The sequence below is a fragment of the Streptomyces sp. NPDC093591 genome (assembly GCF_044764885.1).
GTDB lineage: Bacteria > Actinomycetota > Actinomycetes > Streptomycetales > Streptomycetaceae > Streptomyces.
On sequence record NZ_JBIWIY010000023.1, the window covers coordinates 129498 to 155141 of the forward strand.

Annotated in this window: 21 protein-coding genes and 2 pseudogenes; 18 read left to right on the forward strand and 5 right to left on the reverse strand. The window is 69.3% G+C overall.

Features of this window, described 5'->3' with window-relative positions:
• Positions 1-168 precede the first annotated feature (168 nt).
• The 9 genes from ACIREI_RS39415 to ACIREI_RS39455 all read left to right on the forward strand — a co-directional run bounded on the left by ACIREI_RS39415 (position 169) and on the right by ACIREI_RS39455 (position 7014).
• The gene (locus tag ACIREI_RS39415) at positions 169-1497 is read left to right on the forward strand and encodes a class I SAM-dependent RNA methyltransferase (protein ID WP_403343850.1); all 1329 of its coding nucleotides are present in this window, start codon (positions 169-171) and stop codon (positions 1495-1497) included.
• Positions 1498-1641: 144 nt separating this feature from the next.
• Positions 1642-1911 (forward strand): hypothetical protein, encoded by a 270-nt coding sequence (locus tag ACIREI_RS39420; protein ID WP_403343853.1) that lies wholly within the window; start codon positions 1642-1644, stop codon positions 1909-1911.
• A gap of 94 nt (positions 1912-2005) precedes the next feature.
• The gene (locus ACIREI_RS39425) at positions 2006-3085 is read left to right on the forward strand and encodes a hypothetical protein (protein ID WP_403343855.1); all 1080 of its coding nucleotides are present in this window, start codon (positions 2006-2008) and stop codon (positions 3083-3085) included.
• 34 nt (positions 3086-3119) lie between these two features.
• Positions 3120-3362, forward strand: coding sequence for a hypothetical protein (locus ACIREI_RS39430; RefSeq protein ID WP_403343858.1), 243 nt, complete (start codon positions 3120-3122; stop codon positions 3360-3362).
• Between the two features lie 31 nt (positions 3363-3393).
• A complete protein-coding gene (locus tag ACIREI_RS39435; protein ID WP_403343861.1) occupies positions 3394-4488 on the forward strand; it encodes a hypothetical protein in 1095 nt (364 codons plus the stop codon).
• 195 nt (positions 4489-4683) lie between these two features.
• Positions 4684-4896: a hypothetical protein gene (locus ACIREI_RS39440; RefSeq protein ID WP_403343863.1), complete on the forward strand. Its 213-nt coding sequence runs from the start codon at positions 4684-4686 to the stop codon at positions 4894-4896.
• Positions 4897-4939: 43 nt separating this feature from the next.
• A complete protein-coding gene (locus tag ACIREI_RS39445) occupies positions 4940-5110 on the forward strand; it encodes a hypothetical protein (RefSeq protein ID WP_403343866.1) in 171 nt (56 codons plus the stop codon).
• 180 nt (positions 5111-5290) lie between these two features.
• Positions 5291-6472 carry a helix-turn-helix domain-containing protein gene (locus ACIREI_RS39450; protein ID WP_403343869.1) on the forward strand — a complete coding sequence of 394 codons (1182 nt, stop codon included), beginning with the start codon at positions 5291-5293 and terminating at the stop codon, positions 6470-6472.
• Positions 6469-7014 carry a hypothetical protein gene (locus ACIREI_RS39455; protein WP_403343872.1) on the forward strand — a complete coding sequence of 182 codons (546 nt, stop codon included), beginning with the start codon at positions 6469-6471 and terminating at the stop codon, positions 7012-7014. The genes ACIREI_RS39450 and ACIREI_RS39455 overlap by 4 nt, the downstream gene beginning before the upstream one ends.
• Positions 7015-7344: 330 nt before the next feature.
• Here the strand turns inward: ACIREI_RS39455 and ACIREI_RS39460 are convergent, their stop codons facing one another.
• Positions 7345-9888, reverse strand: coding sequence for a type ISP restriction/modification enzyme (locus ACIREI_RS39460; RefSeq protein WP_403343875.1), 2544 nt, complete (start codon positions 9886-9888; stop codon positions 7345-7347).
• Positions 9889-9999: 111 nt separating this feature from the next.
• Here ACIREI_RS39460 and ACIREI_RS39465 point away from each other — a divergent pair, with 111 nt between their 5' ends.
• Complete coding sequence (locus ACIREI_RS39465) at positions 10000-10722, forward strand: hypothetical protein (RefSeq protein WP_403343878.1); 723 nt, start codon at positions 10000-10002, stop codon at positions 10720-10722.
• 165 nt (positions 10723-10887) lie between these two features.
• Here ACIREI_RS39465 and ACIREI_RS39470 read toward each other — a convergent pair whose 3' ends face one another.
• The 3 genes and pseudogenes from ACIREI_RS39470 to ACIREI_RS39480 form a co-directional block, all read right to left on the reverse strand.
• Positions 10888-11652, reverse strand: a complete 765-nt coding sequence (locus ACIREI_RS39470) for a hypothetical protein (RefSeq protein WP_403343997.1) — start codon at positions 11650-11652, stop codon at positions 10888-10890.
• Positions 11546-12367 (reverse strand): competence protein CoiA family protein, encoded by an 822-nt coding sequence (locus ACIREI_RS39475; protein ID WP_403343881.1) that lies wholly within the window; start codon positions 12365-12367, stop codon positions 11546-11548. Before ACIREI_RS39475 ends, ACIREI_RS39470 begins: the two co-directional genes overlap by 107 nt.
• A 386-nt stretch (positions 12368-12753) precedes the next feature.
• Positions 12754-13068, reverse strand: a pseudogene (locus ACIREI_RS39480) (ATP-binding protein); the annotation flags it as partial.
• Here ACIREI_RS39480 and ACIREI_RS39485 point away from each other — a divergent pair.
• The 7 genes from ACIREI_RS39485 (at position 12950) to ACIREI_RS39515 (ending at position 24181) form a co-directional block, all read left to right on the forward strand.
• A complete protein-coding gene (locus tag ACIREI_RS39485; RefSeq protein ID WP_403344000.1) occupies positions 12950-13285 on the forward strand; it encodes a hypothetical protein in 336 nt (111 codons plus the stop codon). The pseudogene ACIREI_RS39480 and the gene ACIREI_RS39485 overlap by 119 nt on opposite strands.
• Before the next feature lie 243 nt (positions 13286-13528).
• Entirely contained in the window at positions 13529-15082 is a 1554-nt protein-coding gene (locus tag ACIREI_RS39490) for a TIGR02677 family protein (RefSeq protein ID WP_403343883.1), read from the forward strand.
• Positions 15079-16356 carry a TIGR02678 family protein gene (locus tag ACIREI_RS39495; protein WP_403343886.1) on the forward strand — a complete coding sequence of 426 codons (1278 nt, stop codon included), beginning with the start codon at positions 15079-15081 and terminating at the stop codon, positions 16354-16356. Before ACIREI_RS39490 ends, ACIREI_RS39495 begins: the two co-directional genes overlap by 4 nt.
• Complete coding sequence (locus ACIREI_RS39500) at positions 16353-20486, forward strand: TIGR02680 family protein (protein WP_403343889.1); 4134 nt, start codon at positions 16353-16355, stop codon at positions 20484-20486. The genes ACIREI_RS39495 and ACIREI_RS39500 overlap by 4 nt, the downstream gene beginning before the upstream one ends.
• Positions 20483-21733 (forward strand): TIGR02679 family protein, encoded by a 1251-nt coding sequence (locus ACIREI_RS39505; RefSeq protein ID WP_403343892.1) that lies wholly within the window; start codon positions 20483-20485, stop codon positions 21731-21733. The genes ACIREI_RS39500 and ACIREI_RS39505 overlap by 4 nt, the downstream gene beginning before the upstream one ends.
• A 636-nt stretch (positions 21734-22369) precedes the next feature.
• The gene (locus ACIREI_RS39510) at positions 22370-23467 is read left to right on the forward strand and encodes an NmrA family NAD(P)-binding protein (protein ID WP_403343895.1); all 1098 of its coding nucleotides are present in this window, start codon (positions 22370-22372) and stop codon (positions 23465-23467) included.
• Between the two features lie 129 nt (positions 23468-23596).
• On the forward strand, positions 23597-24181 hold the full coding sequence (locus tag ACIREI_RS39515; RefSeq protein ID WP_403343898.1) for a DinB family protein: 585 nt from the start codon (positions 23597-23599) through the stop codon (positions 24179-24181).
• 11 nt (positions 24182-24192) lie between these two features.
• On the opposite strand, the pseudogene ACIREI_RS39520 reads toward ACIREI_RS39515, so the two are convergent.
• Positions 24193-24828: pseudogene (locus ACIREI_RS39520) on the reverse strand (IS701 family transposase); the annotation flags it as partial.
• Between the two features lie 312 nt (positions 24829-25140).
• Between ACIREI_RS39520 and ACIREI_RS39525 the strand changes: the two are divergent.
• Complete coding sequence (locus ACIREI_RS39525) at positions 25141-25446, forward strand: nitronate monooxygenase (RefSeq protein ID WP_403343901.1); 306 nt, start codon at positions 25141-25143, stop codon at positions 25444-25446.
• Positions 25447-25644 lie beyond the last annotated feature (198 nt).

Here is a 25644-nt window from a genome sequence, read left to right on the forward strand (position 1 = left end):
AGCACGTGGGCCCGGCGGGGAGTATGGCCGTGAGCACGTAGACTGGTGGGCTGTTGTCAGGCCTCTGGAGACCGCCGGTCGGGCCGTACCCGCCCGCTCGACATCATCTCGACCGTCGCCGTCCGGCGCCGTCGGCCGTATCCCTTCTCGATCTGGAGTCACCCCACCATGCAGGCAGAACCGAAGAAGTCGCTGGTGGGGGAGGAGTACGAGGTCGAGGTCGGCCCCGTCGCCCACGGCGGGCACTGCATCGCCCGTACCGACGCCGGCCAGGTGCTGTTCGTCCGGCACACCCTGCCCGGTGAGCGGGTCGTGGCCCAAGTGACCGAGGGCGAGGAAGGCGACCGCTTCCTGCGCGCGGATGCGGTGGAGGTCCTGTCGGCCTCCAAGGACCGCATCGAGGCGCCCTGTCCCTTCGCCGGCCCCGGCCGCTGCGGTGGCTGCGACTGGCAGCACGCCAAGCCGGGGGCGCAGCGCCGGATGAAGGGCGAGGTCATCGCCGAGCAGCTGCAGCGGCTCGCGGGGCTGACGCCGGAGGACGTCGGCTGGGACGGCACGGTGATGCCGGCCGAAGGAGACAAGCTGCCCGCGGGGCAGGTACCGCAGTGGCGCACGCGCGTGCAGTACGCGGTCGACGCCGACGGCCACGCCGGACTGCGCCGGCACCGCTCGCACGAGGTGGAGCCGATCGACCACTGCATGATCGCCGCCGAGGGCGTCAGCGAGCTGGGCATCGAGAAGCGTGACTGGACGGGCATGGCGTCGGTGGAGGCGATCGCGGCGACGGGGTCGCAGGACCGGCAGGTGATCCTGACGCCGAGGCCTGGCGCGCGCCTGCCGATCGTGGAGTTGGACAAGCCGGTCTCCGTGATGCGGGTCGGCGAGAAGGACGGCGGCACCCACCGCGTCCACGGCCGCCCCTTCGTCCGCGAGCGCGCGGACGGCCGTACGTACCGCGTCGGCAGCGGCGGCTTCTGGCAGGTCCACCCGAAGGCGGCGGACACCCTCGTGACGGCGGTCATGCAGGGCCTGCTGCCCCGCAAGGGCGAGATGGCACTCGACCTGTACTGCGGTGTGGGGCTGTTCGCGGGCGCCTTGGCCGACCGGCTCGGCGACAAGGGCGCGGTCCTCGGCATCGAATCCGGCAAGCGCGCGGTGGAGGACGCCCGGCACAACCTGGCCGACTTCGACCGCGTACGCATCGAGCAGGGCAAGGTGGAGGCGGTGCTGCCGCGTACCGGTATCACCGAGGTGGACTTGATCGTCCTGGACCCGCCGAGGGCTGGGGCGGGCCGGAAGACGGTCGCGCATCTTGCGTCGCTGGGGGCGCGGAGGATCGCGTATGTGGCGTGCGATCCGGCGGCGTTGGCGCGGGATCTGGGGTACTTCCGGGAGGGGGGGTATCGGGTGCGGATGTTGCGGGCGTTTGATCTGTTTCCGATGACTCATCATGTGGAGTGTGTGGCGATTTTGGAGCCTGCGGGAAAGAGGCTCTGACCTGCGGTTTGGCGTAGCGCTAGTGAGGCGCGACCTGTTTCGCGGTATCCACCAGGTCGAGCCTCTCGGACACGCCTTCACCTGCGGATTTGTGCTGGAGTGACTGGTGGGAGCGGCAGTACGGTGCCCGGGCTTTCGGGACTCTTGGCGCGCATAAGCGGATACGCGGGCCGCGACACCGAGGGCTGTGAACTCCTCCTGCTGCCCGCCCTGCTGCGCACCGCGCTGATCACCGGCGACCACTCGGCAGGCGCTCAGCTCAAGGCGCTGGTGCCCCGGCTCCCGGACCGGCTCGCGGAGGCGGCGGCCGCGGTCGCCGACCGTGCGCTCAGCGGCGGTCTGATGATCGCCTCCCCGCTGGTGGCCGACGTCTCCGAGACGGAGGCCCGGCTGCGGGAGCTGCGCGACCATTGACCTGCTCACGCCGCAGAGGCTGCGGTTCGCGCGGGCGACGGAGATAGCCAAGCGCTGGCTGGCCCCAGCCGACGGGATGCTCGGATCGCTGCTCATGACCGTGGTCCGCGACGACCGCGACGCCTTTCAGCAGGTGCGGGAGCAGGCCGAGCGCCTGTCGAAACTCGCCGAGATCAACAACGAGATCGACCGCATGGACCGCAAGCACCGTTCGCCGAGCGGCAAGCCGCTACAGGGCTCCTGGCGGCAGGATCTGGTGCATCTCGTGGAGCGAGCGGTCGGCCTGGTCAAGGAGTGGTGCCCGGTGGTCGACGGCACTCGCCGCGGCGACCGTTCCGACGGCAACCGCGCGGCCAACGAGATCTCCTCCCTGCGCCGGTCCCTGCTGGACGGCAAGGAAGCGGCACTGGCGCAGCTGGCGCGGCGCTCGGACGCCGTCTCGGCCGCGACGGCCTGGGCGGCCCACGCCTCGATGGAGGAGCTGTTCGCTCTGCTGGCCGGGGACACCGTGACCACGCATCCCGGCAATCCGGTCGACCCCGCACGCGTGCTGGACGCGGAGCTGATGAAGGTGTGCGACACCTGTGACGAGCGACCGCCGCTCGGCGAGCTGCTGACCGCGGTCGACCGGAGCTGGCAGGACGCCCTCGACGAGCGGCTCTCCCACGACGCTTTCACCGCGGCCCGGGCCATCGTCGACCTGGCCGGACGAGGAATGCTGCCCGCCGCACAGGCTGGCGATTTCGCCCCGCCCGAGGCCGCCGAGATCGACGACCGGGAGGCCGTCCGGCGCACGGAGCTGCGGAAGACACACGGCGAACTCGTCGCCGAGCTGCACCGCGCGCACGCCGACGGTGCCGTGACCGACGACCAGGACCTGGGCCTTCAGGAGCTGCCGGCCGACGCCCAGGACCGCCTCGAAGGCGCCGACCGGCACGACCTGCTGGACGTGCGTCGGGCGCTCGACAAGGTACGCGGCGACTGCCCGCCTTCCGGCAGCAGGCGGCCGACCGGATCCGCGCCCGGCTCGACGTCCTGGACCCCACCGAAGAGGAGTGCGTCCAGGTGCTGCGGCACTTGGACACCGGAGGCCTGGCAACCGCCGCCGACCTCGTCTACTTCCTCGAGATCGGCGAGCCAGTACCGGAGATCGAGACCGGCGAGTCCCACCTGACCGAGTTCTTCCCGGCTGTGCCCGACGGACTGGCGTGAGGCATCGACCAGGACTCGTCGACCTGGTCCGGTCCGGAGGCAAGCACCCGATGGTCCCCGTCCTGGACTACGGCGGTCTCTCCACCGGCGAGGCGGCGCTGGCGGCCGACGCCCTCGAGGAGTGGCGCGCGCTGGCCGCCGCCGAGCGCAAGGACCGGCTGGAGGTGTCCGCGAAGCGACAGCTGCTTCCAGCCCTGAAACTCCTCGGGTACGACGCCGAGAAGGCCAGGCCCACTTGACGAGCGGTCACTGCACCGGCGCGAGTACCGCTTGTTCGAGGTGACCCAGGTGGAGATCAACGGCAGGGCGAAGGCACCCGCGTTCGGCTCGCAGATCAGGGAGCAGGGTGGCAACCTGCGCGTGCTGATGGTCTGGGGCCGTCCGCCCGCCAAGGTCGTCATGAGCCTCGCGGAGCGCGACACTAGCGGGACGAGCCTCCTCGTCGTCTCCTTCGGCACGCTGAGCCGTGATGCCCGCGTCGAACTCGTCGTCGGCTCCGGCTGGTTGCAGCCGCTGCTGGTAGTGGACGACGCCGCCCTCGCCTACCTCGCGGCCCGCGGCAACCGCCAGGTCAGCACCGCCACGCAGACACTGCTGCCGCTCTCCGGTGTCAACCCGTACATCAGGGAGAAGCGCGGCCGGGTCGGCGGTGAGATGTTCTACGGCCGTGACGCCGAACGCAAGAGCATCCTCGACCCGCGCGGCACGCAGGTCATCTTCGGTGGCCGGGGTCTGGGGAAGTCGGCACTGCTCGCCGACGCCGGGGAACGGTTCACCGAGCAACGCCCCGGCTACCAGCAGGCGGTGTACATCAACCTTGACCAGGAGAACATCGGCAAGGGCAGCTCGCTCGAGCCGGAGGCGCTGTGGAGCGTCCTGGACCGGGAGCTGACCGAGGCGCAGGTGCTCGACCGGTCGCAGGGGCGCGAGGCACGGCAGGAGATCTCGGAAAGGGTGCGCGCCGGCATCCGGACCTGGCCCGACGGGGACTGGCGCCGCCGTCTGCTCATCCTGCTCGACGAGTGCGACCAGTTCTTCGAGGCGGACGCGCCCCGCTTCGACCAGACCAAGAAACTCAAGGGTCTCGGGTCCGACACCAAGGACCGTGCCAAGGTCGTCTTCGCCGACTGCACTCCGTGCAGCGCTTCTCCAAGCTCGCGAACAACGGCCCCTTCGGCCACCTTGCCCAGACTCCGAAGGTCATCGGTCCGCTGGCTCCTCAGTACGCCGCCGAGCTGCTGGTCGAGTCGATGCGAGCGCTCGGCTTCGAGTTCCAGGACCTGGACCTCGTCCACCGGGTGCTCGGCTACTGCTCCTACCAGCCCTTCCTGCTCGCGATGTTCGGGCACCGGCTGGTCGAGCTGATGCACCGCAAGCGGGCGCGGCGTGGAGCCGAGGGACCCCCGTACGCGGTGGAGGTCACCGACATCAAGGTGGTGGAGTCGGACGCCGCGCTCCGGGACGGTATCTCGGCGGCCTTCGAGGACACGCTGAGCCTCGACCACCGCTACGACGTGATCGCCAACGTGCAGCCTGCGCGGCTGGGCCCAGCACGTCAAAATGTTCCACACCGAGGACCGCCTGGACCGTCTCCGCGAGCTGACCGGCGGCTGGCCGCTCCTGGTCGACCGGGCACACCGTCTGCACGACGAACTCGGTGACCCCGACGAGGTGTTGCGTAGCTTGGCCGGCCTGCGCGCGGACCGGGTCGAGGTCCGCGCCTTTGCCGAGGCGACCGGCGTGTACGCGGACCCGCTGCTCGCGACCGGATAACCGGGCCCTGGACAACGAGTTCAAGGACGGCCCGTTCGACCTGGTGGGCGCGGCGACCGCTGTCGCGCTCAAGATTGAGGACGAGGCGCGGTGGATCGGCAACTGCCTCGACGCGCTGCAGGTGTTCGACCGCGAGGACTCCCAGTTGGGCCTGGAACCGCTGCTCCGTGAGTGCGTGGCGCTCCACGGGGTGACAGCAGGGGACAGTACGTGAACGGCAACCGGCCGGCCATGGTGATCGCGGGCATGCCGGTTGCGGTTCACGGACGGGCCGCTGGTGGTCGCCCGGGCAGCGATTCCGCCATGAGGTGAGTGGTCGGGCGACGTGACAGCAGTGTACCCGCAGGCGACTGCCCGTGTTGCGATTTTCGCAACAGCTGCGTACGGTTAATCCATGAGCGAGTCCGTAATCGATCGTGCACGCAAAGTAATGACGGCGGCCTCGGTGAGCCAGGCGGCCTTCGCCGAAGCAATCGGGCTGACGTCCGACAAGCTCTCGAAGTCTCTGACTGGCGTCCGCAGGTTCACGTCACTCGACCTGGCCCGAATCGCAGAGTTCGGCAACACCACCGTGGACTGGCTGCTGACCGGCCGTGAACCGCAGCGCCCCGCCTTCGCGGCCCGCACGAGCACGCCGGCGGTCGACGAGCGGGGCCGTGAAAGGCTGAAGGATCTGGTCGAGCGGTTCACCACGGCGTACGAGGTGATCGATCTTCTCGGACTCTCGCCCGACCTGCCTGAGCTGCCTGCTGTGCGAGCGGACCTGAAACGCTACGTCGATCAGGGGGTGGCCTTGGCGGAGGACGCGCTCGGCCGGCTCAGGGTCGAGGGTGCGCCGAGCGTTGGCGAACTGGGCACCGCCGATCTGGTCCAGGCCATGGAGGGCACCTTCGGTTTGGATGTGGCAAAGGTCGGCCTGCCCGACGGACTCGACGGTGCAGCCTGGCAAGCCGACGGATTCCGGCTCATCATGATCGCCCTGACCGATGTGCCGACCCGCCAGCGCTTCACCCTCGCTCATGAACTGGGACACATCCTGGCCATGGACGCCCAGGACCTCCTGACGGAGACCCATCTTTCCCCAGGGCACCAGAAGGACCTGACCGAGGTACGCGCCAACGTGTTCGCCGCCAACCTCTTGATGCCCCGCGACGAGATCGTTTCGGCGTTGCAGGAGGGCGAACTCACAGACGAGCGACTCACCGGACTGGTCGTGCGTTTCCAGGTGTCGCCCAGCGCCCTCGCGGCACGGCTTGGCCAATTCGGCGCCATCGCTCCGGAAACGGCGAGCAGGCTCCGCGGGCTCACGACGCAGACCTGTCACTGGCTGACCGGACAGAGCGACCTCTACGAGGCGCGTAAGACGTGGTCACAAGCCAAACGGCTGCCATTCCGGCCGGCCCAACTCCTCTATGAGGCATACCTGGCCGGAGACACCACCCTTCGCCCGCTTGCCGCGTACACGGGCTTGGACGTCGACCGAGTACGGGCCATGCTCGAACCTGAACCGGTCCCGCAGGACGAGGGGATCTCCAGTACGGACGTCGGCGAAGAGGACCTGGTCTTTCAGCCATGACGCGCCATTGCTGGTTTCCCGACAATACGGTGCTGTGCAACTTCGCCGCCGTCGACCGCCTGAGCCTGCTGGAGAAAATCCTTGACGGTCGCGGCCGTTGGACAGAGGCCGTCGCGGCGGAGGCCGAGCAGTCGAAGCAGTACTTGCCGAGGCTCAGTCAGGTGACCGACGGCGGATGGCTCGGCGCACCAATCGAGATCGATGACCTGGCTGAAACAGCCCTGGTGGACCGCGTCCGTCGCGTCGTCTTCGCCGGCTCACCGTCCCGGCCCCGGCAACACCTGGGTGAGGCGGAGACGCTTGTCCTCATCGAACACCGCAGTGAGTTCTTAGGTTCGGTGTGGATCACGGATGACGGCGAAGCTGGCCACTATGCGCACCGCAAGGGCATCAGAGTCAAGAACACCGTCGACATCATGCGGGAGGCTGTGGTGGACGGCCTTGTCCCGGCCGACGACGGCCACGGCCTCCTGCTGAGGATGAGACAGTCTGGGCGTCACCTTCGAGGCGTTCCACCCAGAGCGGGGGATCTGCTGCACTGAGGAGCCGCGCAGCGCGCCAAGGAGTAGCGGAATGCACGCCGGGCTAGGGAGATGTGTTCCGGGCCCGACTGCGGATGCGGCGGGCGGTCAGCGGGCGGGCCGACCGCAGTCGAGTTCCGCCCAGAGTGCCTTGCCGGTGGGCGGTGCGAGCGGGAGTGGCGACGAGGAGGCTGCGGTCCCATTCGGCCTCCTCTTGAAGGGGCGTCGTGGTGGTACGGGGATCCGGTCGCCGCGAGTGTCGTTGGCCGCGATGTGAGGAGCGGTGGTGTTCATGGGGCCACCGTGGGGGCGCGGGAGCGCCGTCCAGGAGCGCGGCCCGCAACGGCTGCGTCAACTCGGGAAGTCGAGGGTCTCCTGGCCAGGGCCAGGGGAACGCCGAGTCTTCCGTGGTGCTTTCGGTTCCTTGGCGGCATGGGGTGGTACGGGCAGGATGCCCTGCTCACGGAGATCGTCGGTGGTGATGAGCGGACCGCTGCTGACGGCGTTCAGGAGTTGGACCTGCTCGGGCTCGAGTGCTACGAGGAGGCCGAGTGCGTTGATGAGGTCCAGGAGGTCAATGGTCCATCGGGTAGGCCAGGTCGGAGGCAGGATGTCGTTCAACGGGGTCTGCCGTTCCACGTCCGGCTTGCGCTTGCGGAAGCTGAACCACTTGCGGATCACCTGCACCCCGCCGATTCGGTACTCCCAGACATCCGGCGCCACAGGACCGATGGAGCCGCTGCCCACCGCGAGAATGCGCGTCTTCGCGTCGTAGGAGATGCTGTCCGGCAGCCCGTTGTCCTCTCCGATGGTGGTCAAGCAGTCGGGTCGCTCTCCCGGGGGCAGCCTTGGAGTCTGCCCGGGCGGACGGTCGTTCTGGTGAGAAGCGAAACGCTGACCGTACGTGTGGATCCACACGGTACGCCTGCCTGCCTCCACCACTTCCGCCCACAAGGCCGAGTCACGCGTCAACGGGATACGAGCGCCACGCTGAGCCAGGTGCGCGGCGAAGCGACGGGTGTAGCCGCTGTGGCCGGCTATGCCTGCGATGTACGCGAGGAGGTCTTCGGCGGTCACCGGCACGCCGTGTGCCTTGGTGAGGAACTGAAGCAGCCCAGGCGTCACGTTCGGTTCGGCCAGGTCCGGGTGGCGGTAGAGGGGCGCGATGCGGCCGCCTTCTGTGCCTTTGAAGTGATGCACGTCGGGTATGAGGGCCGTGAAGCTCACCGCCGGGCCCGGGCGACCCGACTCTGTGTGAAGTTCGGACAGATAGATCTGACGGCGATCGTTGTGGGCGAACCACAAGGCCGGTCGCGGCCGGTCGATCACCCTCCGGTCCGCAATGATGTACTGCCGGTCCAAGGTCATCCGTCCGTACTGGACGATGACTGGCACTGTGTCTTTCTCTTCGACAAGGCTGCCCTTTTCCTGCTGGCCGGGCAGTGGTGGTTCCGGCTTGTCCGGACGGCGGTCGCCGGTGCTTTTCAGCAGCGTCGCTTTGGCCGCTTTCGGCGCTTGCACGAGCGCACGCCAGCGCTTTCCCAGTACGTCCTGGCTGGGTGACACGGGCCAATTGCGGTTGTTCGTGTTGCCGGTGGTCGTCCAAGGGAGCAACGCGTCCACGGTGGGCATGGCTGTCCACTCAGCGGCGGCCGTGACGTGAAATGGAGCGGTCCACTGCTCGGGACAGAGCTGCCAGGAAATGCCGTTACGGTGACCCTCGACGCTGAGCCCTTCAAGCCAGCCGAACTTTTCCTCGCGCGTTCCCGGCGGTACGTCGAGTCGCCACACGCGCGCCGGATGCCCCGGGTCCGGGAATCCCCTACGGACGAAGACGGCGATGCAGACCTCGCGCTTCACGTCCTGAAAGACGCGCGTGCGCGTATCGGAATAGGGACCTTCAGGGGAGAGACCGATGACCCAGCCTTCGTCAGCCGCCTCGCGTAAGTAGTGGCGCATTCCGGCCGCACCCTCACTGTCCAGGTACCCGGAGTTGGTGATGAGAGCGACGACTCCGCTGGGCGCCTCTGGTGTGCCCGACGACGACACCTGGTCGAAGACCTTCCAGGTGGACCATGCCCAGAAGTACACATAAAGGTTGTCCAGGGCGTATCCGACACGGCCGTTGTCCTCGGGATGGAAACGCGCGAGGATCGGACCTTGGTCGTTCGGGTTGCCATCGGTGACCCAGCGTCCGACGCCCGACTGTTTCGCCCCCCGCAGGTAGGGCGGATTGCCGATGACCACCATGACCTTCTCGTCGGCCTTGACCTTGTTCGCCATGCGGCGGTGCCGGGCGATCGCCTCGTACATCAGGCCCAGGTGATGCTCGACGGATGGATCATCGAGTGTGTCCGCCACCAGAAGCCTGGGCGAGCGGCCTGTGACATCGGCGTCATGGGCCTGGAAGGCATGGTGCACACGGAGTTCGGCCACCGCGTACGGGCCGGTCTGCTTCTCCAGACCCACGAGCCGCCTGGAGAGGTCCCGGAGGAGTCCGGCCTTGAGAGTCCTGCCGTACTTCAAGGCGAAGTTCTTGGCGACGTGGTCGATGATGTTGATGAGGAACGTTCCGGTGCCCATGGCGGGATCGACCACGGTCACGTCCTCACTGCCGTACCCGTCCTCTTGGCCGAGCCGGTCGCGCAGCACCTCGTCGGTGAACCTGACCATGAAGCGGACTACTTCGCCGGGCGTGTAGTAGGTCCCCGTCCGTCGTCGCAGTTCCGGGTCGTAGGCGCTGAGGAAGCCCTCGTACAGGTGAAGGTAGGCGTCTCCGGTCTCGTCCTTGAACATCTCCGGATCGACGGCGGATATGACGTCGATCAGGGAGTCGATGACCCCTCGGAGATCGTCGAGGGCCTCGTCGGTCAGCACCGCCAGTGCCTTGCCCATCAGGGAGTGCCGTTTCCCTAATCGGACGGCGACATCGGGCAGGGAGAGCTTCTGCAGGTCGATGCGTTCGAGGCGGGCGAGCAGGATAGCGAAGGTCAGGGTCTGGCTGTAGTGGTCGGCGAACTCCGCTGGCTGTGCGTCGGGGAAAAGGAGGTCTTTCCAGTTCCCCGCCAGAATCGAGAACGCCGCGTCGGCTTCCCCGTGTTCCTCGCGGGTGAGGCGCTCTGTGACCTCGTCGCGCAGCAGGGCGCAGATCCCCGCGATGCGCCTGACCAGTTCATCGATACTGCCGTGGGCGAGTGGCGCCGGGGTGAAGAAGTGCGTGACGACGCGTTCGAATCCGTCGTCCGCGACGGCAAGCTGTCGGCTGCCGGTCTCCAGATTCCCTATGAGGTGCCCGACAGGGCCAATTTGGACGCCGAAACGGTAGACCGCCCAGTCGTACCCGTCGGTGTACAGGACGTTGGGCAGGGCCTTGATCTTCTCTCACTGCTTCCGGTCATGGTGCCGCGCGGACCACTGCTGTGGATCGACCCCCCTGCCAGGCCGCTTCAGCTCTACATGACCAATAGTCCTGCCACCGGAGCTGATGGCGAAGTCGGGTCGTATTCCCAGTCGTTTGACACGGCTCTGGCCGTGGGCGATCAACTTCATGCGTTGTCGAGAGGCCATGCCGCGCAACAGGTGCTCCACCGGTGCGGTGAGGCTCTCCTCCTTGCTGCTGACCGCGCCGGCGGGGCCTTGAAGCTTGGCTCTGACCTCCCGGCCGAACTGGGCGACGAGGTCGGCGACCGATCCAGCGGTGCCTCTTCCTGTCCAGCCGTCCCCTCGTGACATCGGCCCCCCAAGGCTGTGCGCACGCACGGTGATCAGACCCATACAGAATGCCCATGACAAGGTAACCGGCAAACGCTGGATATCTAGGGTGATAGGGGTATCTGTCGAGCTTGCTCAAGGTGTGGCTTTGAGGACTGGGACGATCTCAGCGCCACCTTCGTTTCAACACTGTTCCGAGTGTCGACGCAGTGCCATGCGCCAGTGCATGAAGAGCCCTTCGGGCGGGGGAGTGGGCCGGTCCAGGTGGCAAAGGACCTGCCGGTAGAGCGGGTGCGGCCGGTCGCCGCCGTGGGCCGTGACCAGTGCAGACAGCAGCGGCCTGTCGTCCGGTGTTTCGCGGTCCGCCTCGACCAGTACGGTGACCTTGTCGTCCGGGTGCAGAGCCGCGAGGGGAGCCCCGATCCGCAGGGCCAGGTCACCCCATGTCGTCGTACGTCCCTCATGCGCGGCCCGCCGCAGTGCAACGGGGACTGCGACGGCCTGGCCGCGCATCTCCGCCAGCGTGAGGCGCTCGGAGGTCCGCGCCAGGTGCCGGCGCCAGCGTGCGAGGTCGCCGAGCTGCTCCGCCGCCAGTTCATCACCGATCTCTCCGGCGAGTTCCTCGGCGTTCCGCAGGACGCGGCGTAGCTGGTCCGGGTGGAGGTCGTCTCCCTCGCTGTTGAGCCGGTCGGCGAGCGTGGACAGGCGCTCCCAGGTTTCGAGCAGCTCGTCGGCGTGCCGGTCCACCAGCCAGTCCGTAAGGTCGCGCACAGTTTCGCGGGTCCCCGACGACCAGGCTGCTCGTTGCGCAAGGAACAAGTTCTGCTCGAAGGCGTCGAGGTCATCGACGTGCCGTGCCTCGTGGGCCAGGTCGAGCAGCGCGTCGAAGGCCGCGCGGCGCCGACCGGCGGCCGGACGGGCGTGGGGCGGGCTGCGGCGGGGCGGCATGGCGCGGAACGATGCCCTTCGGCGTGTGGAGGAGACTCGGGGTGACGATGCCTTCCGGGGTGAGCATGCAGTCCGAGAGTGAGGTCCACTCCACTGGCCGATCCGGGAACTGGGTGCCGATCTCCACCGTGCGGGTCGCCCCGAGGGACCGGCACTGCACACGAAGGGCGTACCCCTGCCGCTCGATCTGCCAGTTGGCGACAAGGCTGTCGGGCCCGAACAGCCAGTCGAGTGCCTGGTACCGGACCCGGAGCTCCGCGTCGGCCTCCTGCCACTCGCGCTTCGAGCGCCGGGCGAGCTGGACGCGTATGAGCCGGCGCCCAGCCTCGTACGACACGTCGACGACGTCTCGGACCTGGTGCCCCTTTGGCTTGTACACGGCCTGGACCGCCCGCTGCCCCTGCCGCCTCAGCCAGTCGGCGACCGTCCGCCCGATGTAGAGGTGGTCGGCGCTGGCCTCACCGGTCTCCGTGCGGCCGCAGTGGACAGGAGAGCGGTGCGCGAAGTGGCACTTCTTGTCCACGTACCGTTTCGCGGTGAGCTTCTCGCCGCAGCCGCCCAGCAGCGTCCCGCAGTAGAAGTCGTCGCGGCTCCGACCGCGCAGGAAACGGTCGAACTCGTCGTGGTCGTACAGCAGGAACACCGGCCAGTCGGAATCCGCCCGGCCGATGACGGCGGTACGGACCTTGCGGGTGTCGTCTTCCTCGAACGGCATGGCATGCGCTCACGTCAGTGCGCCGCGTGCCCGGCGACGTCGGCCGGGGCCGACCTTGTCCTGAAGGCACCGAAGTCGTCGAAAAGGCCCCGGTCGTTGTCCGCGTCCGGCGTCGTGTCGCTCACGCTGTCCACCCCTGTGTATCCCCTCGCGCGCCACGCTGTTGTCCGTCGCCGACGCGCCCCCGCCCGGACTGTAGCGCTTCGAGTGGGAGTTGGGGGCTGAACAGGGCGAATGTGGTCACCGGACCTCGGGGCGGTGTGTCGGGCGGCAGTCGATTTCCGCCCATACCGTCTTGCCGACGGTGGGTACGGCTCCGTGCCCCAGCGGTCGGAGAGTGCGGCGACGATGAGGCGGCCGCGGCCCGACTCGAGGTTCTCCTCCGGGAGGGGTGCAGTCGCGAGTACGGGGATCTGGTCGCCGCGAGCGTCGCTGACGGCGATGCGGAGGGTCCCGGTCGTGGTGTCGAGGCGGAGGGCGAGCCGAAAGTCGCGGCCGTGCACTCGGCCGTGCAGGGCCGCGTTGGTGGCGAGTTCGGCGACGATCTGCTCGCCTGAGCCGCGTCGTCCCGGCGGTCGCGTGATGACGCGCGCCACCGGGACGCACAAGGGGTCAGTGGAGGTCGGGTCCACCCGCCTCGACGATCTCGGCGAGCACGCTGATTTCCTCGTCGGCGTCGTCCGGTACGTCGGGGTCGTCACCGATGAACGATCCCGGTTCCTCCTCGTCGGCGAGATGCGGGTACTTCTCCAGGAGAACCGCCGCCGGTACGCCATCTCGGCGGCGTCGACGATCCCCTCCAGTGTGGTCCAGTTGAGGGTGCCGCCTACGACGATCCCGAATGCGGGTACGGCCTTGCCGAGTCCCTTCTTGGTGAGACGAAAGCCGAGCTTCTCGGCAGGCTCTTCGGGGTCGTAGCCGTAGAACAGTGAGACCTGGCCGATGGCGCGGGACGCCGAGGACGGCAGCGGTATCGGCGGCGAATGCGCCCGCCATCGCGCCTCCCGAAGGCGCCGCCGCGGCGCCGGCGTAACGCACTCCCGGATGCTGTCGGTGTCGGTGCCGGACCGGTTGCCCGGGACTCGCCCCGCAATGTCGGAGTCGACCTCTACGGTGGAGTTCCGGATGCCGCTGAGGTGCTGGGGGAGGAGGGGCGCAGGCGTGCGCAGGGTGCCACCGGAGATGTTCCGGTTCACGACGGTGGAGAGGTCCGATCTGTACGGGGCGGTGCTGGAGGCCTTCGGCGTGGCCGGTGAGCATCTGGAGACGGCGCTGGGGCTCGACGCGGTGCGCGAGCGGCTGCGCACGGTGGGCTGGGCGGCGGCGGTCGAGGACGAGGACCTGCATGAGGCGCTCAGGAAACTCGTGCAGTGGGAGCTTCTGGATGTCGTGCACAACCATGCGGAGAACTACCGGACGGCCGAGGAGTACGAGCGGCGCAACCTCCAGTACTCACTCACCCGCCGGGGCGAGGCCGCCCTCGCCGGAGTACGGCACGCGCTTGAGGTGCTGGCTTCCACAGGGGCGCTGCAGACGGCCGTGCTGGAGGCCATCGCCGACCGCCTGGACGAGCTCTGTCTGCTGTCCGGCGAACCCGCCTCGGCCGATCGCCGGATCTTCAGCACGCTGCGCGAGCTGGAGGGGCATCTGGAGGCCTTGGTGGAGAACACCAAGGCGTTCAACGGCGAACTGCAGCGCCTCCTGCGCGCCGAGGGCGCGGATCTGGAGGTGTTCCGCGAGGTCAAGGCCGCGACCGTCGCGTATCTGCAGGAGTTCCTGGTCAACCTCGACCGGCGCGGGCAGATGGTTGCCGCCGCCGTGGCCCGGGTGGAGGAGCGGGGGACCGCCGTGCTGCGCGAGCGTGCCCTGCGCGGGGCCGAGCTGCCGCCGGTGGCCGGTGCGGATCCCGCGGCCGCCTGGCTGGAGAGCAGGCGGGCGCGCTGGGCGGGCCTGCGGGCGTGGTTTTTGCCGGACGACGGGGCACGGCCCCGGATCGAGCAGCTGCACGACATCGCCCGGCGGGCCATCGTTTCCCTTCTGCAAGTTCTGGAGCGGATCAACGAGTCCCGGCGCCGCTCCTCCAGCGCGGCGCAGGACTTCCGGGAGCTGGCGCGCTGGTTCGCCGCGGCCCCCACGGAGGAGGACCTGCACCGGCTGTGGTCGGCGGCCTTCGGGCTCGGCCCGGCGCGCCACGCTCATCTCGCCCACCCGGACCCGGAGTTGATCCCGTCGTCCCATTCCTGGTCCGAGGCTCCGCCCGTGGAGGTGTCGGCACTGCTGCGGACCAGTGGACGGACGGAGCGCTTCACCCGCACGGCCAAGGTGCGGGACGTCGCGGCGGTCAGGGCCGAGCGTGCGGAGCGGGCCCGCGCGGAGCGAGCGGAACTCGCGCGTGCCTGGGAGGCGTTGGAGACAGAAAGCCCCATCCGCCTGTCCTCGTTCGGCACGCTGGATCCCGCCGTCTTCGACCGACTGCTCGACCTCCTGGGCCGGGCCCTGTCCGCCCGCCCGGACGCGAGCGGCCTGCGGCGCGCCATCACCGGGGACGGCCGGGTGGAGATCGCGCTGTCTCCGCCTCCCGACGAGCGCACCGCCGTACTGCGTACGGCGCAGGGCACATTGGCCGGACCGGACTACGCCGTCCACATCACGGCGGTGGGCGGAGCGAGCGCCTTGCGGAGCGTCCGCGCCGCGCGGCGGGAGGCGGCCGGATGAGCACCCTCGCCAACCAACTCGCGGCCGCGGAACGGGAGGAAGTCGCCCGTGCCATCCGTCTCCTGCTGGCCAGGCCTCTGCTGACCGAGGCTGTCGACCCAGCCGGCTTCGAACTCGTACGCCGCCGACGCGAGCCGCTAACCCAGTGGTTCGACTACACCTGCGGCTGGAGCCTGGTGGTGGAGCCTCGCCGAGGTTACGCCCGCCTCACCAAGGTCCGCGCCGACCCGGACGGCTCCCGCCCGGCCCGCAGGGCACGCTCCGGCCGGGCCCCGTTCGACCGCCGGCGTTACGTGCTGCTGTGCGTGACCGCGGCCGAACTGCTGTCGATGCCGATGACGACCATCGGCATGCTCGCCGACCGGGTCGTGCAGGCCACGGCGGCCGACCGGGCGCTGGCCGCGTTCGACCCGGTTCACAAGCCGGAGCGGATGGCGTTCGTCGACGTCCTGAAGCTGCTGGAGTCGTACGACGTGCTGCGCGCGGTCGACGGCACCACCGAGGCCTACGTCGAGTCCGCGGAGGCCAAGGTCCTCTACCGGGTGGACACCACGCTGCTGATGCGGCTGCCCGCCGCGCCCGTCGGCGCGTCCCGGCTCGCCGTACCCCCGGACGAGGTGCCGACACGGTTCGAGTCGCTCCTCACCGGTCTCGTACGGGAGCGCCGTTACGGCGGCGCGCTCGCCGACGGGGCGATGGACGAGGCATACGGTGAGACCGCCGCCACGGACGCGCAACGGAACCTGAGGCTGCGCCACTCGGTGCTGCGCCGCCTCTTCGACGACCCCGTGCTGTACCGGACGGACCTCACCGACGACGAGCTGGCATACGTCACCTCCCTGACCGGACGTCAGATCCTGCGCCGCTCGGTCGAGCAGGCCGGCTTCCTCCTGGAGGAGCGGGCCGAGGGCTTCCTGCTCGTGGACCCGGACGGGCTCGCCACCGATGTCCGCTTCCCCGACGACACGTCCACCGCCCGGGTCGCCGCGCTGCTCCTCCTGGAGCCGCTGTGCGCCGCGCCCGCCGGGCTGCTCCCCGAGCAACTCGCCGAGGCGGGAGCGGATCTGCTGCGCCGCTTCCCGCGCTGGGCCAGGGCGTATCAGTCCGAGGACGGTGCGGCCCGGCTGGCCGACGACGCCGTACGCGTCCTGCGTGACGCCGGCCTGGCGCGCCGGGCCGGGGGCCGTGTCGTCGCGTGCCCGGCCGCGTACCGCTACCGCCTGACGGAGACGACGAGTTCGGATCCGGAAGGCAGTCGAGGAGAGCAGCAGTGAGTGTCACGGAGCTTCCCCTCCCGCGGCGGCCGGAGCCCACCGAGCCGGACGAGACACCGGCGATGGATGACGCCATCAGCCGATGGCAGCCGCACCGGGCGGGCATCCTCAACGTCTGGCGCTACTACGACGAGATATTCACCTTCCACCAGGGCCGTCTGCTGCTGCGCGGTCAGAACGGTTCGGGCAAGTCCAAGGCGCTGGAGCTTCTGCTGCCGTTCCTCTTCGACGCCAGCCTGCGCCCCAACCGCCTGTCCACGTTCGGTGGTTCGGAACGCACCATGCACTGGAACCTGCTGGGCGAGGGCGCCTCCGGCAAGACCCGCGTCGGGTATGTGTGGATGGAGTTCCGCCGGGTCGGCGACGACGGCACCGAGCGGTGGTTCGGCTGCGGGGCGCGCCTGCAGGCGAGCGTGCACACCAGCACGGTGCACGCCGACTACTTCACCACCGGCTCCAGAATCGCCGACCCCGAGGGTGTGCTCCTCGTCAATGAGGCGGGACAGCCGCTGACCCGGGCCGCCCTCGCCGAAGCCCTGCGCGAGCGCGGCGACGTCCATGCCTCGGCCACCGACTACCGCACCGCGGTACGGCGTGAACTCTTCGCCGGCATGGGAGAGCAGCGTTACGAGTCACTGCTGTCCGCCCTGCTCCAACTGCGCCAGCCCAAACTGTCCGAACGGCTCGACCCGTCCCTGCTCTCCACCCTGCTCTCCCGCGCCCTGCCCCCGCTGGGCGAGGGAGAGATCGCCGAACTCGCCGAAGGCTTCGAGCGGCTGGACCGGCAGCGCGAACACCTCAAGCGGCTCGACGACGAGGTGACGGCGGCCGAGACCGTCGCATCCCGGCAGCGCGCCTACGCGCGACGGGTCCTGCGCGCCGGTTCCGCCGCGCTGATCTCCGCCACCACCGAGATGGACAACCTCACCCGCGTCGCCCGCCAGAGCGCCGAGGAACTCGAACAGGCGCTGGCGGAGCGCGAGTCGGCTCAGGGCCGGCGCGAGGAACAGGAGCTGCGCGCACACGCCCTGGAGGAGACCATCGAGGGCCTGCGCGAGCAAGACGCGTACAAGCAGGGCGAGGAACTCGACCGGCTCCGCCGTCGTACCGAAGACGCGACAGCGGCCGCCGGGCGGCAGCGAGCCGCCGCCCAGGGCGCTCGGCACCAGGCGGAGGAGGACCAGCGGCACACCGACGAGGCGGCGGGCCAGGCCCGCACACTCGACGAGCACGCGCGCGAAGCCGCCGGTGAAGCACACCGGTCGGCCCGGGCGGCAGGGCTGGAGTCCATCCACCACGAGGCGAGGACCATCCTCGAAGCGGATCCCGCGGTGGCCTTGCCCGACAGCACGGGAAGCGACCAGGGCTCCCACATCCCGCGCACGATGGCCGAGAACGGAGCGCGACAAGCCCGTCGGCTGCTGCGCGGCGCGGTCACCGCCCGACGGCAGCAGGTCACCCTCGTCACCGAGGCGATCGACGAGCACGATCGCGCGGTACGCGACCGAAGCGCCGCCGAGGAACTGCTGGACGAGGCCCGCGGCCGACTCGCAGAGGCGATCACCCGGCGGGACGAGGCGGCCGGCGCCTGGGACGACGCCCTCGCCGCACAGGCGGAGCGGCTGCTCGCCTGGGCCGAGGGCTGCGCGGAACTGCGTATCACCGACTCTGAAGAGCTGGTGGCCAGAGCGGCGGATGAGGCCGGGGTGACGGCCCTGACCGAAGCCGCCGCGCGCCCGTTGGGACAGGAGATCGCCACGGCGGAGGCCACCACCCGAGCCGCACGTCAGGGCCTGCGGGACGAGCGGGGGCGACTTGAGGAGGAGGTACGACGGCTCAGCGGCGAGACCGACCTGCCGCCAGTGCCCCCGCCCACCCGCACCACCGTTCGCACAGCTACGGCGGGAGCACCCCTGTGGCGGTTGGTCGCTTTCCGTGAAGGGGCCCCGCTCGCCGCGCAAGCCGCAGTGGAGGCCGCGCTGGAGGCGTCGGGCCTCCTGGACGCCTGGGTCAGCCCCTACGACGGAATCACCCTGCCGGGTCACGACACCCGCGCCGATGCGGCCCTGGCCGTGACCGCGCCGGGGCCCAGCCTGCTGGAGGTGCTGGAGCCCGAGGCGGACATCCCCGTCCCGGCCGACACCGTGACCCGCATCCTCGCCGGCATCGCGTACGGGGCGACTCTGCCCGGCGGGCACCCGGCGGCCATCTCCGCCGACGGCGCCTGGCGCCTCGCGCTCGCCACCGGTACCTGGAACAAGCCGGAGCCGGCCCACATCGGTGCCCTCGCACGGCAGCGGGCCCGGCACCGCAAGATCGGCGAACTGACCGACCGCATCGGCGAGACGAACGCCTCCCTCGCCGCACTCGACGACCACCTGCGCGGCCTCGCCGCTCGCCGCGCCCGGTTGGACGCCGATCGCGCCGCCCGCCCCGACCACAGGGAACTCGACGCTCGGCGGCGTGACCGGGACCGCGCCGAGGACAGGGTGGCAGCTCGGGACGACGCCGTACGCGACGCCGCCGGGCGTCTGGCGCGGTGCGAGAGCGAGGTGGCGGGCGCTCTGCGCACGCTCGACCGCCGGGCCGCGGAACACGGGCTGCCCACCGACCGCGACCGGTTGCGTGAACTGTCCTCCGCCATCGACAGGTTCCGGGACACAGCCGACAGCTGGGTGGACGCCCGCCTCGCTGCGACCGCCGCCGCCGACCGGGCCCACCAGAGGGCGGCACAGGCAGACCGATCGCGTCGGACAGCCGAGGAACAGGCAGAGGGCGCGGCCGCCGCCGAAGCGGAGGCGGCGGGGCTGAAGGCGCGCCTGGCGGCAGTGGAAGCCACCGTCGGCGAGGACTACCGGCAGATCGTCGCACGCGTCGCCGAAGCGCGCGCCGAGCTGCGCCGCTGCCGTGAGGAGGCCGGCCGGGCGGCTGATCTCCTGCTGCGCCTGGAAGGACGTATCGGAGAACTCCGGGCCACCAGCGGCCAGGACGCCGAACGACGGGAGCAGGCCGTCGCCACCCGGGACGCCGCGGCACAGCGGTTCCGGCACCTGTGCCTGGCCGGGCTGGCCGAGGACGCCGGCATCACACCGGAACTCGATGCCGCAGACGGCACCAAGGCCACCCTGGAGGCCGCCCGCGCCACAGCGGCGAAGTGGCCCGGCATCCCGCACGCCCCGCGCAACCTGGGCGACGCCGCGACCCGCCTGTCCGAAGCGGTCCACGAAGCCCGTCAGCGCCTCGGCGCCCGCGCCGACCTGGACCTGGAACCGGACGACGACATCCAGCTCTTCACCGCCACCCTGGACGGCGTACGCGTGGGAGCGACGGGGATGCTCACCACGCTCACCCAGGAGCGCGACCGCAGCCGGGACGACATCACGACCGCCGAGCGGCGCCTGTTCGACCAGATCCTCACCGGCGACATCCGCCGCCACCTCGCGGCGCGCATCCGTCAGGCCGGTGAGCTCGTCGACCGCATGAACGGGCACCTGGAGCGGGTCCGCACCGCCTCCAACGTCGCCGTCCAACTCGTGTGGGACGTCCGTCCGGACCTCCCGGACACCACCCGCACCGCCCGTCAGCTGCTGCTGAAGGACCCCGGCCGGGTCACCGAGACCGACCGGGAGGCCCTGCACGCCTTCTTCCGCGCCCGTATCGAGGAGGCCAAGGGCAGCGACACTGCCGCGAGCTGGGAGGAGCAGCTCGGCGAAGTACTCGACTACACCGCCTGGCACCGCTTCACCGTCCGCCTCGACCGGGCCAACGGGACCGGCTGGCAGCCGCTGACCAAGAAGCTGCACGGCGCGCTCTCCGGCGGAGAGAAGGCCATCGCACTGCACCTGCCGCTGTTCGCCGCCGTCGCCGCCCACTACGAGGCCGTGCCCCTCGCACCCCGGCCGATCCTGCTGGACGAGGTCTTCGTCGGCGTCGACACCGTCAACCGCGGACAGGTCTTCGCGCTGCTCACCGCACTCGACCTGGACCTCATGGTCACCTCCGACCACGAGTGGTGCACCTACGGCGAGCTGCCCGGCATCGCCGTCCACCAGCTCCTCACCGACGGGGACGACGACGCGGTCACCAGCGCCCGCTTCGTCTGGAACGGCAGCGACCTGGAGGCAGGATGACCCACCCGGAACCGCCCCCGGGCGAACGCACCCTGCGCCGCCCAGAACTCCGCCCGCTCTGGCACACGGTCCACGACCGCCTCTCCTCCGGCCGCCCCGTCACACGAGTGCGCCTCGGACCGCTCGACGACGCCCAGCGCGAAGCACTCGCCGACCTCCTCGGCCTCGACCGGCTGCCGGACGCCCGGCCCTCCGTCGCCCTGGCCCGGCTGGAAGAAGCCGTCACCGAGCTGTGCGGCCGCACCGTGCGCGAAACCGTCACCGAACTCGTCGGCCCCCTCGGGGACCGAGCGGGCGAACGGCGCCGGCAAGAGGGCGAGCGCGCCGAGCTGTGGACCTGGTTGGCCGGCCACGACATCGTGAGGGCCCAGCCCGCGCTGTCCGACTGGGTCGCCTCCTGCCGAGCCGCCGGGTTGGTCGGAGCCTCACCGGACCACACCCGGTCGCTGCTCACAGACGCGCTCACGGTGCTCGGGGAGCTACCCGCCCGGGGGGAGCCACTGCCCGTCTTCGCCGCCCGAGTCCTGAACGGTCATGCACACGCACTCGACGACGGCACCCCGCTGTCCACCCTCGTCCTGCGCGCCCTGGCGACCCTCTACGACACCGCCCCGCCTCAGTCCGCGGCGGGACGGCGTGCCCTGTGGACTCGCGCGGGTGTCGCCGATGACGATGTGTCCGCCACTGTTCTCGTCGCCGGCCTGCGCCCGTCCGGCGACGGCCCGCTCGCCCGTGTGTCCCGCGTATGCGCCGAGGCCGGACAGGCCGCCAGCCTGACCCTCGCCCAACTGCGCGCCCCAGGCGAGTTCACTCTGGCCGTTGCCCGCGCGCCCGTCGTCCACGCCGTGGAGAATCCCAGCATCCTGGCTCTCGCAGTACGCCGCTTCGGCCCGGACTGCCCGCCGCTCGTGTGCACGTCCGGCTGGCCCAACAGTGCGGCCATCCATCTCCTCCGCCTTCTCGCGGACCAGGGCGCCACCCTCCGGTACCACGGCGACTTCGACGGAGAAGGCATTCGCATCGCCGCGTATCTCCTGGACAAGACGCCGGTCCGACCCTGGCGCATGACGGCCGCGGACTACCGTGTCGCGGTCGCGCGCACACCGCAGGGCCCTCAGCCCGGCCGACTCACCGAGGCACCCTGGGACCCTGAACTGACCCGCGCCATGACCGGACATGGCACCGCAGTGGTCGAGGAACTGGTGGCCGACGTCCTGTTGGCAGACCTCGCTGCAGCGGTTCGGTAAGGATGCTGCTCAGGCTGGTCGCCGACGCTTGTCTGACGCCCCGGGTGCCCAAGAGGCCCTTCGGCTACGTCGAGAACGGCCTTTGAACTGCGATTATGTAAGATTTTTGCATCGTGACGTCTTTCCGATGACGCATTGTGGAGTGCGTTGCCATCCCTGAGCCAGCGGCAAAGGGCTCCTGACCTGCGGATTTGTGTGTGCGCATTATGCGGTGCGGACGTTACGGGCGACATCCTGACACTGGAATGACGCTCTCCTTCTGATGGGGTGTCAGGCGTCCATTGGACAGCTCGAGCACTTTCAAGTCGGCTGGAATCGGCGACATGTCGAGTGCTGGCGACGCTGAGACCAGAGCCGCCTGTTCTTGCTTGTCAGATGTCCCGGAAGGGACCCCTAGGTCCGTGACCTGCCGCGCTTGCTGGGTCTGGGCTGCTGAGCTGCGCAAATGACCTTTCGGCTGCTTCACGGGCATGCCCGTTCATGTGGCCGACGAGCAGTGGGCCCCGTTCGCTCGCCAGGTCCACCGCGGTCTGCGTGACATCGCAGGGAACGAAGCGGACGCGGGCGCTTGCCGCGCGGAAACCGATCGGTGTACCGTGTTGGAAACCGATCGGTTTCCATCTTGGAGTCAAAACCATGCCTACTCATGCAACCTCCTCCATCTTCGTCATCGGCGGCACGGGAGCCCAGGGGATGCCCGTAGTCCGCGCTCTTGTTGCCGACAGGAAGTACTCCGTCAAGGTCCTCACCCGGGACGCCGGCTCGCCGCGAGCTCAGGCGCTTGTCGCGCTCGGCAACGTCTCCATCCTCGAAGGGACGTTCGCCGATGAGGACGTACTGCGCGAAGGATTTCGCGGCTGCGACGGGGCGTTCATCAATATCGATGGGTTCAACACCGGCGAGAAAACGGAAACCTACTGGGCCATCCGCGCTTATGAGATCGCGATCGAAGAAGGTATCAAGTTCTTCGTCTACGGAAACCTCGACTACGCCCTCAAGAAATCAGGCTACGACTCCAGGTTCCGCACCGGCCACTATGACGGCAAGGGCCGCATGGCCGAATGGGTGCTGTTCCAGAACCAAAAGAACAGCGACCGGATGGGGGCGGCGGTCTTCACCTCGGGTCCCTATATCGAGATGGTGATCTCGCCGCTCACGCCCATGACGCCCACCGTCGAGGACGGTGTCGTCACCTGGCGAGTCCCGCTCGGCGAGGGGGCGGTCCCGCACGTGGCTCTGGATGATTGCGGATTCTATGTCCGCTGGCTCTTCGACCACCCGGAACGGGCCAACGGCATGGACCTCGAAGTCGCCATCGAGCACATGACCTATGCCGACATGGCCGCGGCATTCGAGAAGGTCACCGGACATCCGGCGCAGTACATCGACACCGATCTGGACGCATATTGGAACAGTCCGGACCTGACGGGGATCGCAGATCACCCTGCCGGATACAACGCCGACCCCGACGACAAAAGCACCATGAGCTTCCGTGACAATTTCACCGGCTTCTGGAATGTGTGGAAGTACGGGATCATCACCAGGGACTACGCGCTGCTCGACGAAATTCACCCCGACAGGATCAGAAGCGCTGAGCAGTGGTTCCGTCGGGAGGACCAGTTGGGCAGGGAACTCGGAAAGGGAAGTCTCTGGGAAAGAGTTCAGCCGGAGAACTGGAGCATGGACTCCGCGGTCCTCAAGAGCAGCGCGGACTTCAGGACGGGAAAGTTGTAAACGGACCGGTCTCACGGTGTGCTCTGTATCGCAGGGCGGCGGCCATGGCCAGGCCTCGGCTCTGCCAGTCGTTGCGGACCACTTACGGGATCTTGAGAGCACGAGCAGCCCATGGCAGGCTCATGCCGCATGATCGATGAATTCGCGAAAGACAACCTGCACGGGAGACTGCGGCGGGACCGCAAGGCGCTGCTCTGGAAACTCGACGGCTTGTCCGAATACGACGCCCGCCGACCTTTGACAGCGACCGGGACCAACCTCCTAGGCCTGGTCAAACACGTGGCCACCGTCGAGGCCAGGTACTTCGGCGAGGTCTTCGACCGCCCTTCCCCGGAACCGCTGCCCCGGTGGCAGGACTCCGACGGCAGCGATCTGTGGGCGACCGAGGACGAGACCCGCGATCAGATCGTCGGGTTCTACCGGCGCACGTGGGAACACTCGGACGCGACGATCAACGAGCTTCCCCTCGACGCTCCCGGCCACGTGCCGTGGTGGCCGGAGCCTTATCCCAACACGAACCTGTTCGCCATCATGGTCCATGTTCTCGGCGAGTCCATCCGGCATGCCGGGCACGCCGATATCCTGCGCGAGGGCCTCGACGGCCGGACCGGAGTGCGCGCCGAAAACGAGCAGCAGATCGACGAGGAAGCCCGTGCAGCCTACTGCGCGAAGATCGAGCAGGCGGCCAGGTCGGTGGCACCAATCAAGGCTTAGAGGGTGTCTCACGTGACTTGATGTTCGTGCGGCATGATGCCGAGCTGACGCCGTTCCAGGACAGCGCGCAGGTGGGGGTTGTCGCCGTAGATCTCGTCGCCCGCCGCCCGCGCGGCCGGAACGCCGGCGTCCAGTGCCCGCTCGATCATCTGCGCGGCGAGCTGTGGCTTGGTGGCGAAGCCGACCCCGTCGGGCATGTCGGCCCGGCGGCACCTCGCGGGGTCGGATGTCCACGACTTCGGCAGGCACAGCGCGCGGTCGATGCCTGCGTGGCCGTGCCGGGAGGTGTAGGTGAGGTAGACGGCGACCTGGGCGTTCTCGATCCGTCCGGCGGTGCCGGTGTACTGGCGCTGCACGCCGACGGTGTGGGTGCCCTTCTTCAGGTCGCCGGTCTCATCGACGACCAGCACGGCCTGGTCGTCGGCCAGGTTGTCCACCACGAACGCGCGCAGTTCGTCCCGCACCAGGTCGGCGTCCCCCTTGGCCCGGCCGAGCAGGTGCTGCAACCCGTCCGGGCTGGTTTCCCCGGCATGCTCGGCGATCGTCCAGCAGTTCTTGCGCGGCAGGTCCGCCAGCAGCTCCAGCACCAACTGGCGGACCCTAAACCGGGGTTCGACCCGCCCGCAGCGGCCCGCGATCCGTCCCAGCAAGCCCTCGAACATCGCCTGCCAGCGGGCAGGCCCTACGCTGTGCCCCGCGGCCGCCGCTTGATCATTGGTCCACACACATGACGATGATCACCGGTGGCTGCAGCCGTCTCCCCACCAGCCCCCATGCGCCGAAGCTCAGAGCTTGTCACCGGCGAAGCCGGATGAGCTGGTCCACAGGACGGGGCGAGGCAGCCTGGTCGGCGCCAACGAGGCGTTCGGCTTGTCACAAATGCTCATTCGACGGCCCTTCTGTCACCAGTACCAAAGATCGAGAGTCCCTGGATCTCGGGGCCGGCGATTCCATGGAGTATGGCGGGAAGGCCCGGACGCCGGCGGGCACGCGGCCACGCTCACCCCGCCCGGCTGCCCGCCCCTGTCCAGCTGTCCGACCTGGTCGCCGCCGTCCGCCACGCGGTCGCCCTGCCCGTCATCGCCGCGGGCGGAATCGCCACCGCCGCCGATGTGACGGCCGCGCTACGCGCAGGCGCGGTGGCCGCCATGGCCGACACCGTTCTGGTGCGGAGCCAGGAGAGCGGACCCGACCGGGGCTCAGGCCGCTGCTGCGGCCGCGGCTGCCTCCGATGGACGCAGCCAGGTGAGCTTGGAGCCACATGAGGCCTGGACGAACAGGCGGGGCGCTACGCCCGGGGGCTTCCCTCCACCCTTCGGCAGTCGGCTCGTGGCTCCCCCTTGCGTGATCAGCGAGGAGTCTCCATTATCAGGAATCCTGTTACTTTAAGTTTGTAGCGATGGGGTCAGTCATGTCATTCAGGACCAGAATCCAGGCCAGAGGGGTTCAGCTGTTGCTGGGCC

What these genes read in the sequence shown, in the direction of transcription:
- ACIREI_RS39415 (WP_403343850.1), top strand. Translation starts at nt 169, where the DNA reads ATGCAGGCAGAACCGAAGAAGTCGCTGGTGGGGGAGGAGTACGAGGTC.
- ACIREI_RS39425 (WP_403343855.1), top strand. Translation starts at nt 2,006, where the DNA reads ATGACCGTGGTCCGCGACGACCGCGACGCCTTTCAGCAGGTGCGGGAG.
- ACIREI_RS39440 (WP_403343863.1), top strand. Translation starts at nt 4,684, where the DNA reads ATGTTCCACACCGAGGACCGCCTGGACCGTCTCCGCGAGCTGACCGGC.
- ACIREI_RS39450 (WP_403343869.1), top strand. Translation starts at nt 5,291, where the DNA reads ATGAGCGAGTCCGTAATCGATCGTGCACGCAAAGTAATGACGGCGGCC.
- ACIREI_RS39455 (WP_403343872.1), top strand. Translation starts at nt 6,469, where the DNA reads ATGACGCGCCATTGCTGGTTTCCCGACAATACGGTGCTGTGCAACTTC.
- ACIREI_RS39460 (WP_403343875.1), bottom strand. Translation starts at nt 9,888, where the DNA reads ATGGGCAAGGCACTGGCGGTGCTGACCGACGAGGCCCTCGACGATCTC.
- ACIREI_RS39470 (WP_403343997.1), bottom strand. Translation starts at nt 11,652, where the DNA reads ATGCCGCCCCGCCGCAGCCCGCCCCACGCCCGTCCGGCCGCCGGTCGG.
- ACIREI_RS39475 (WP_403343881.1), bottom strand. Translation starts at nt 12,367, where the DNA reads ATGCCGTTCGAGGAAGACGACACCCGCAAGGTCCGTACCGCCGTCATC.
- ACIREI_RS39485 (WP_403344000.1), top strand. Translation starts at nt 12,950, where the DNA reads ATGACGCGCGCCACCGGGACGCACAAGGGGTCAGTGGAGGTCGGGTCC.
- ACIREI_RS39495 (WP_403343886.1), top strand. Translation starts at nt 15,079, where the DNA reads ATGAGCACCCTCGCCAACCAACTCGCGGCCGCGGAACGGGAGGAAGTC.
- ACIREI_RS39505 (WP_403343892.1), top strand. Translation starts at nt 20,483, where the DNA reads ATGACCCACCCGGAACCGCCCCCGGGCGAACGCACCCTGCGCCGCCCA.
- ACIREI_RS39510 (WP_403343895.1), top strand. Translation starts at nt 22,370, where the DNA reads ATGCCTACTCATGCAACCTCCTCCATCTTCGTCATCGGCGGCACGGGA.
- ACIREI_RS39515 (WP_403343898.1), top strand. Translation starts at nt 23,597, where the DNA reads ATGATCGATGAATTCGCGAAAGACAACCTGCACGGGAGACTGCGGCGG.
- ACIREI_RS39525 (WP_403343901.1), top strand. Translation starts at nt 25,141, where the DNA reads ATGGCGGGAAGGCCCGGACGCCGGCGGGCACGCGGCCACGCTCACCCC.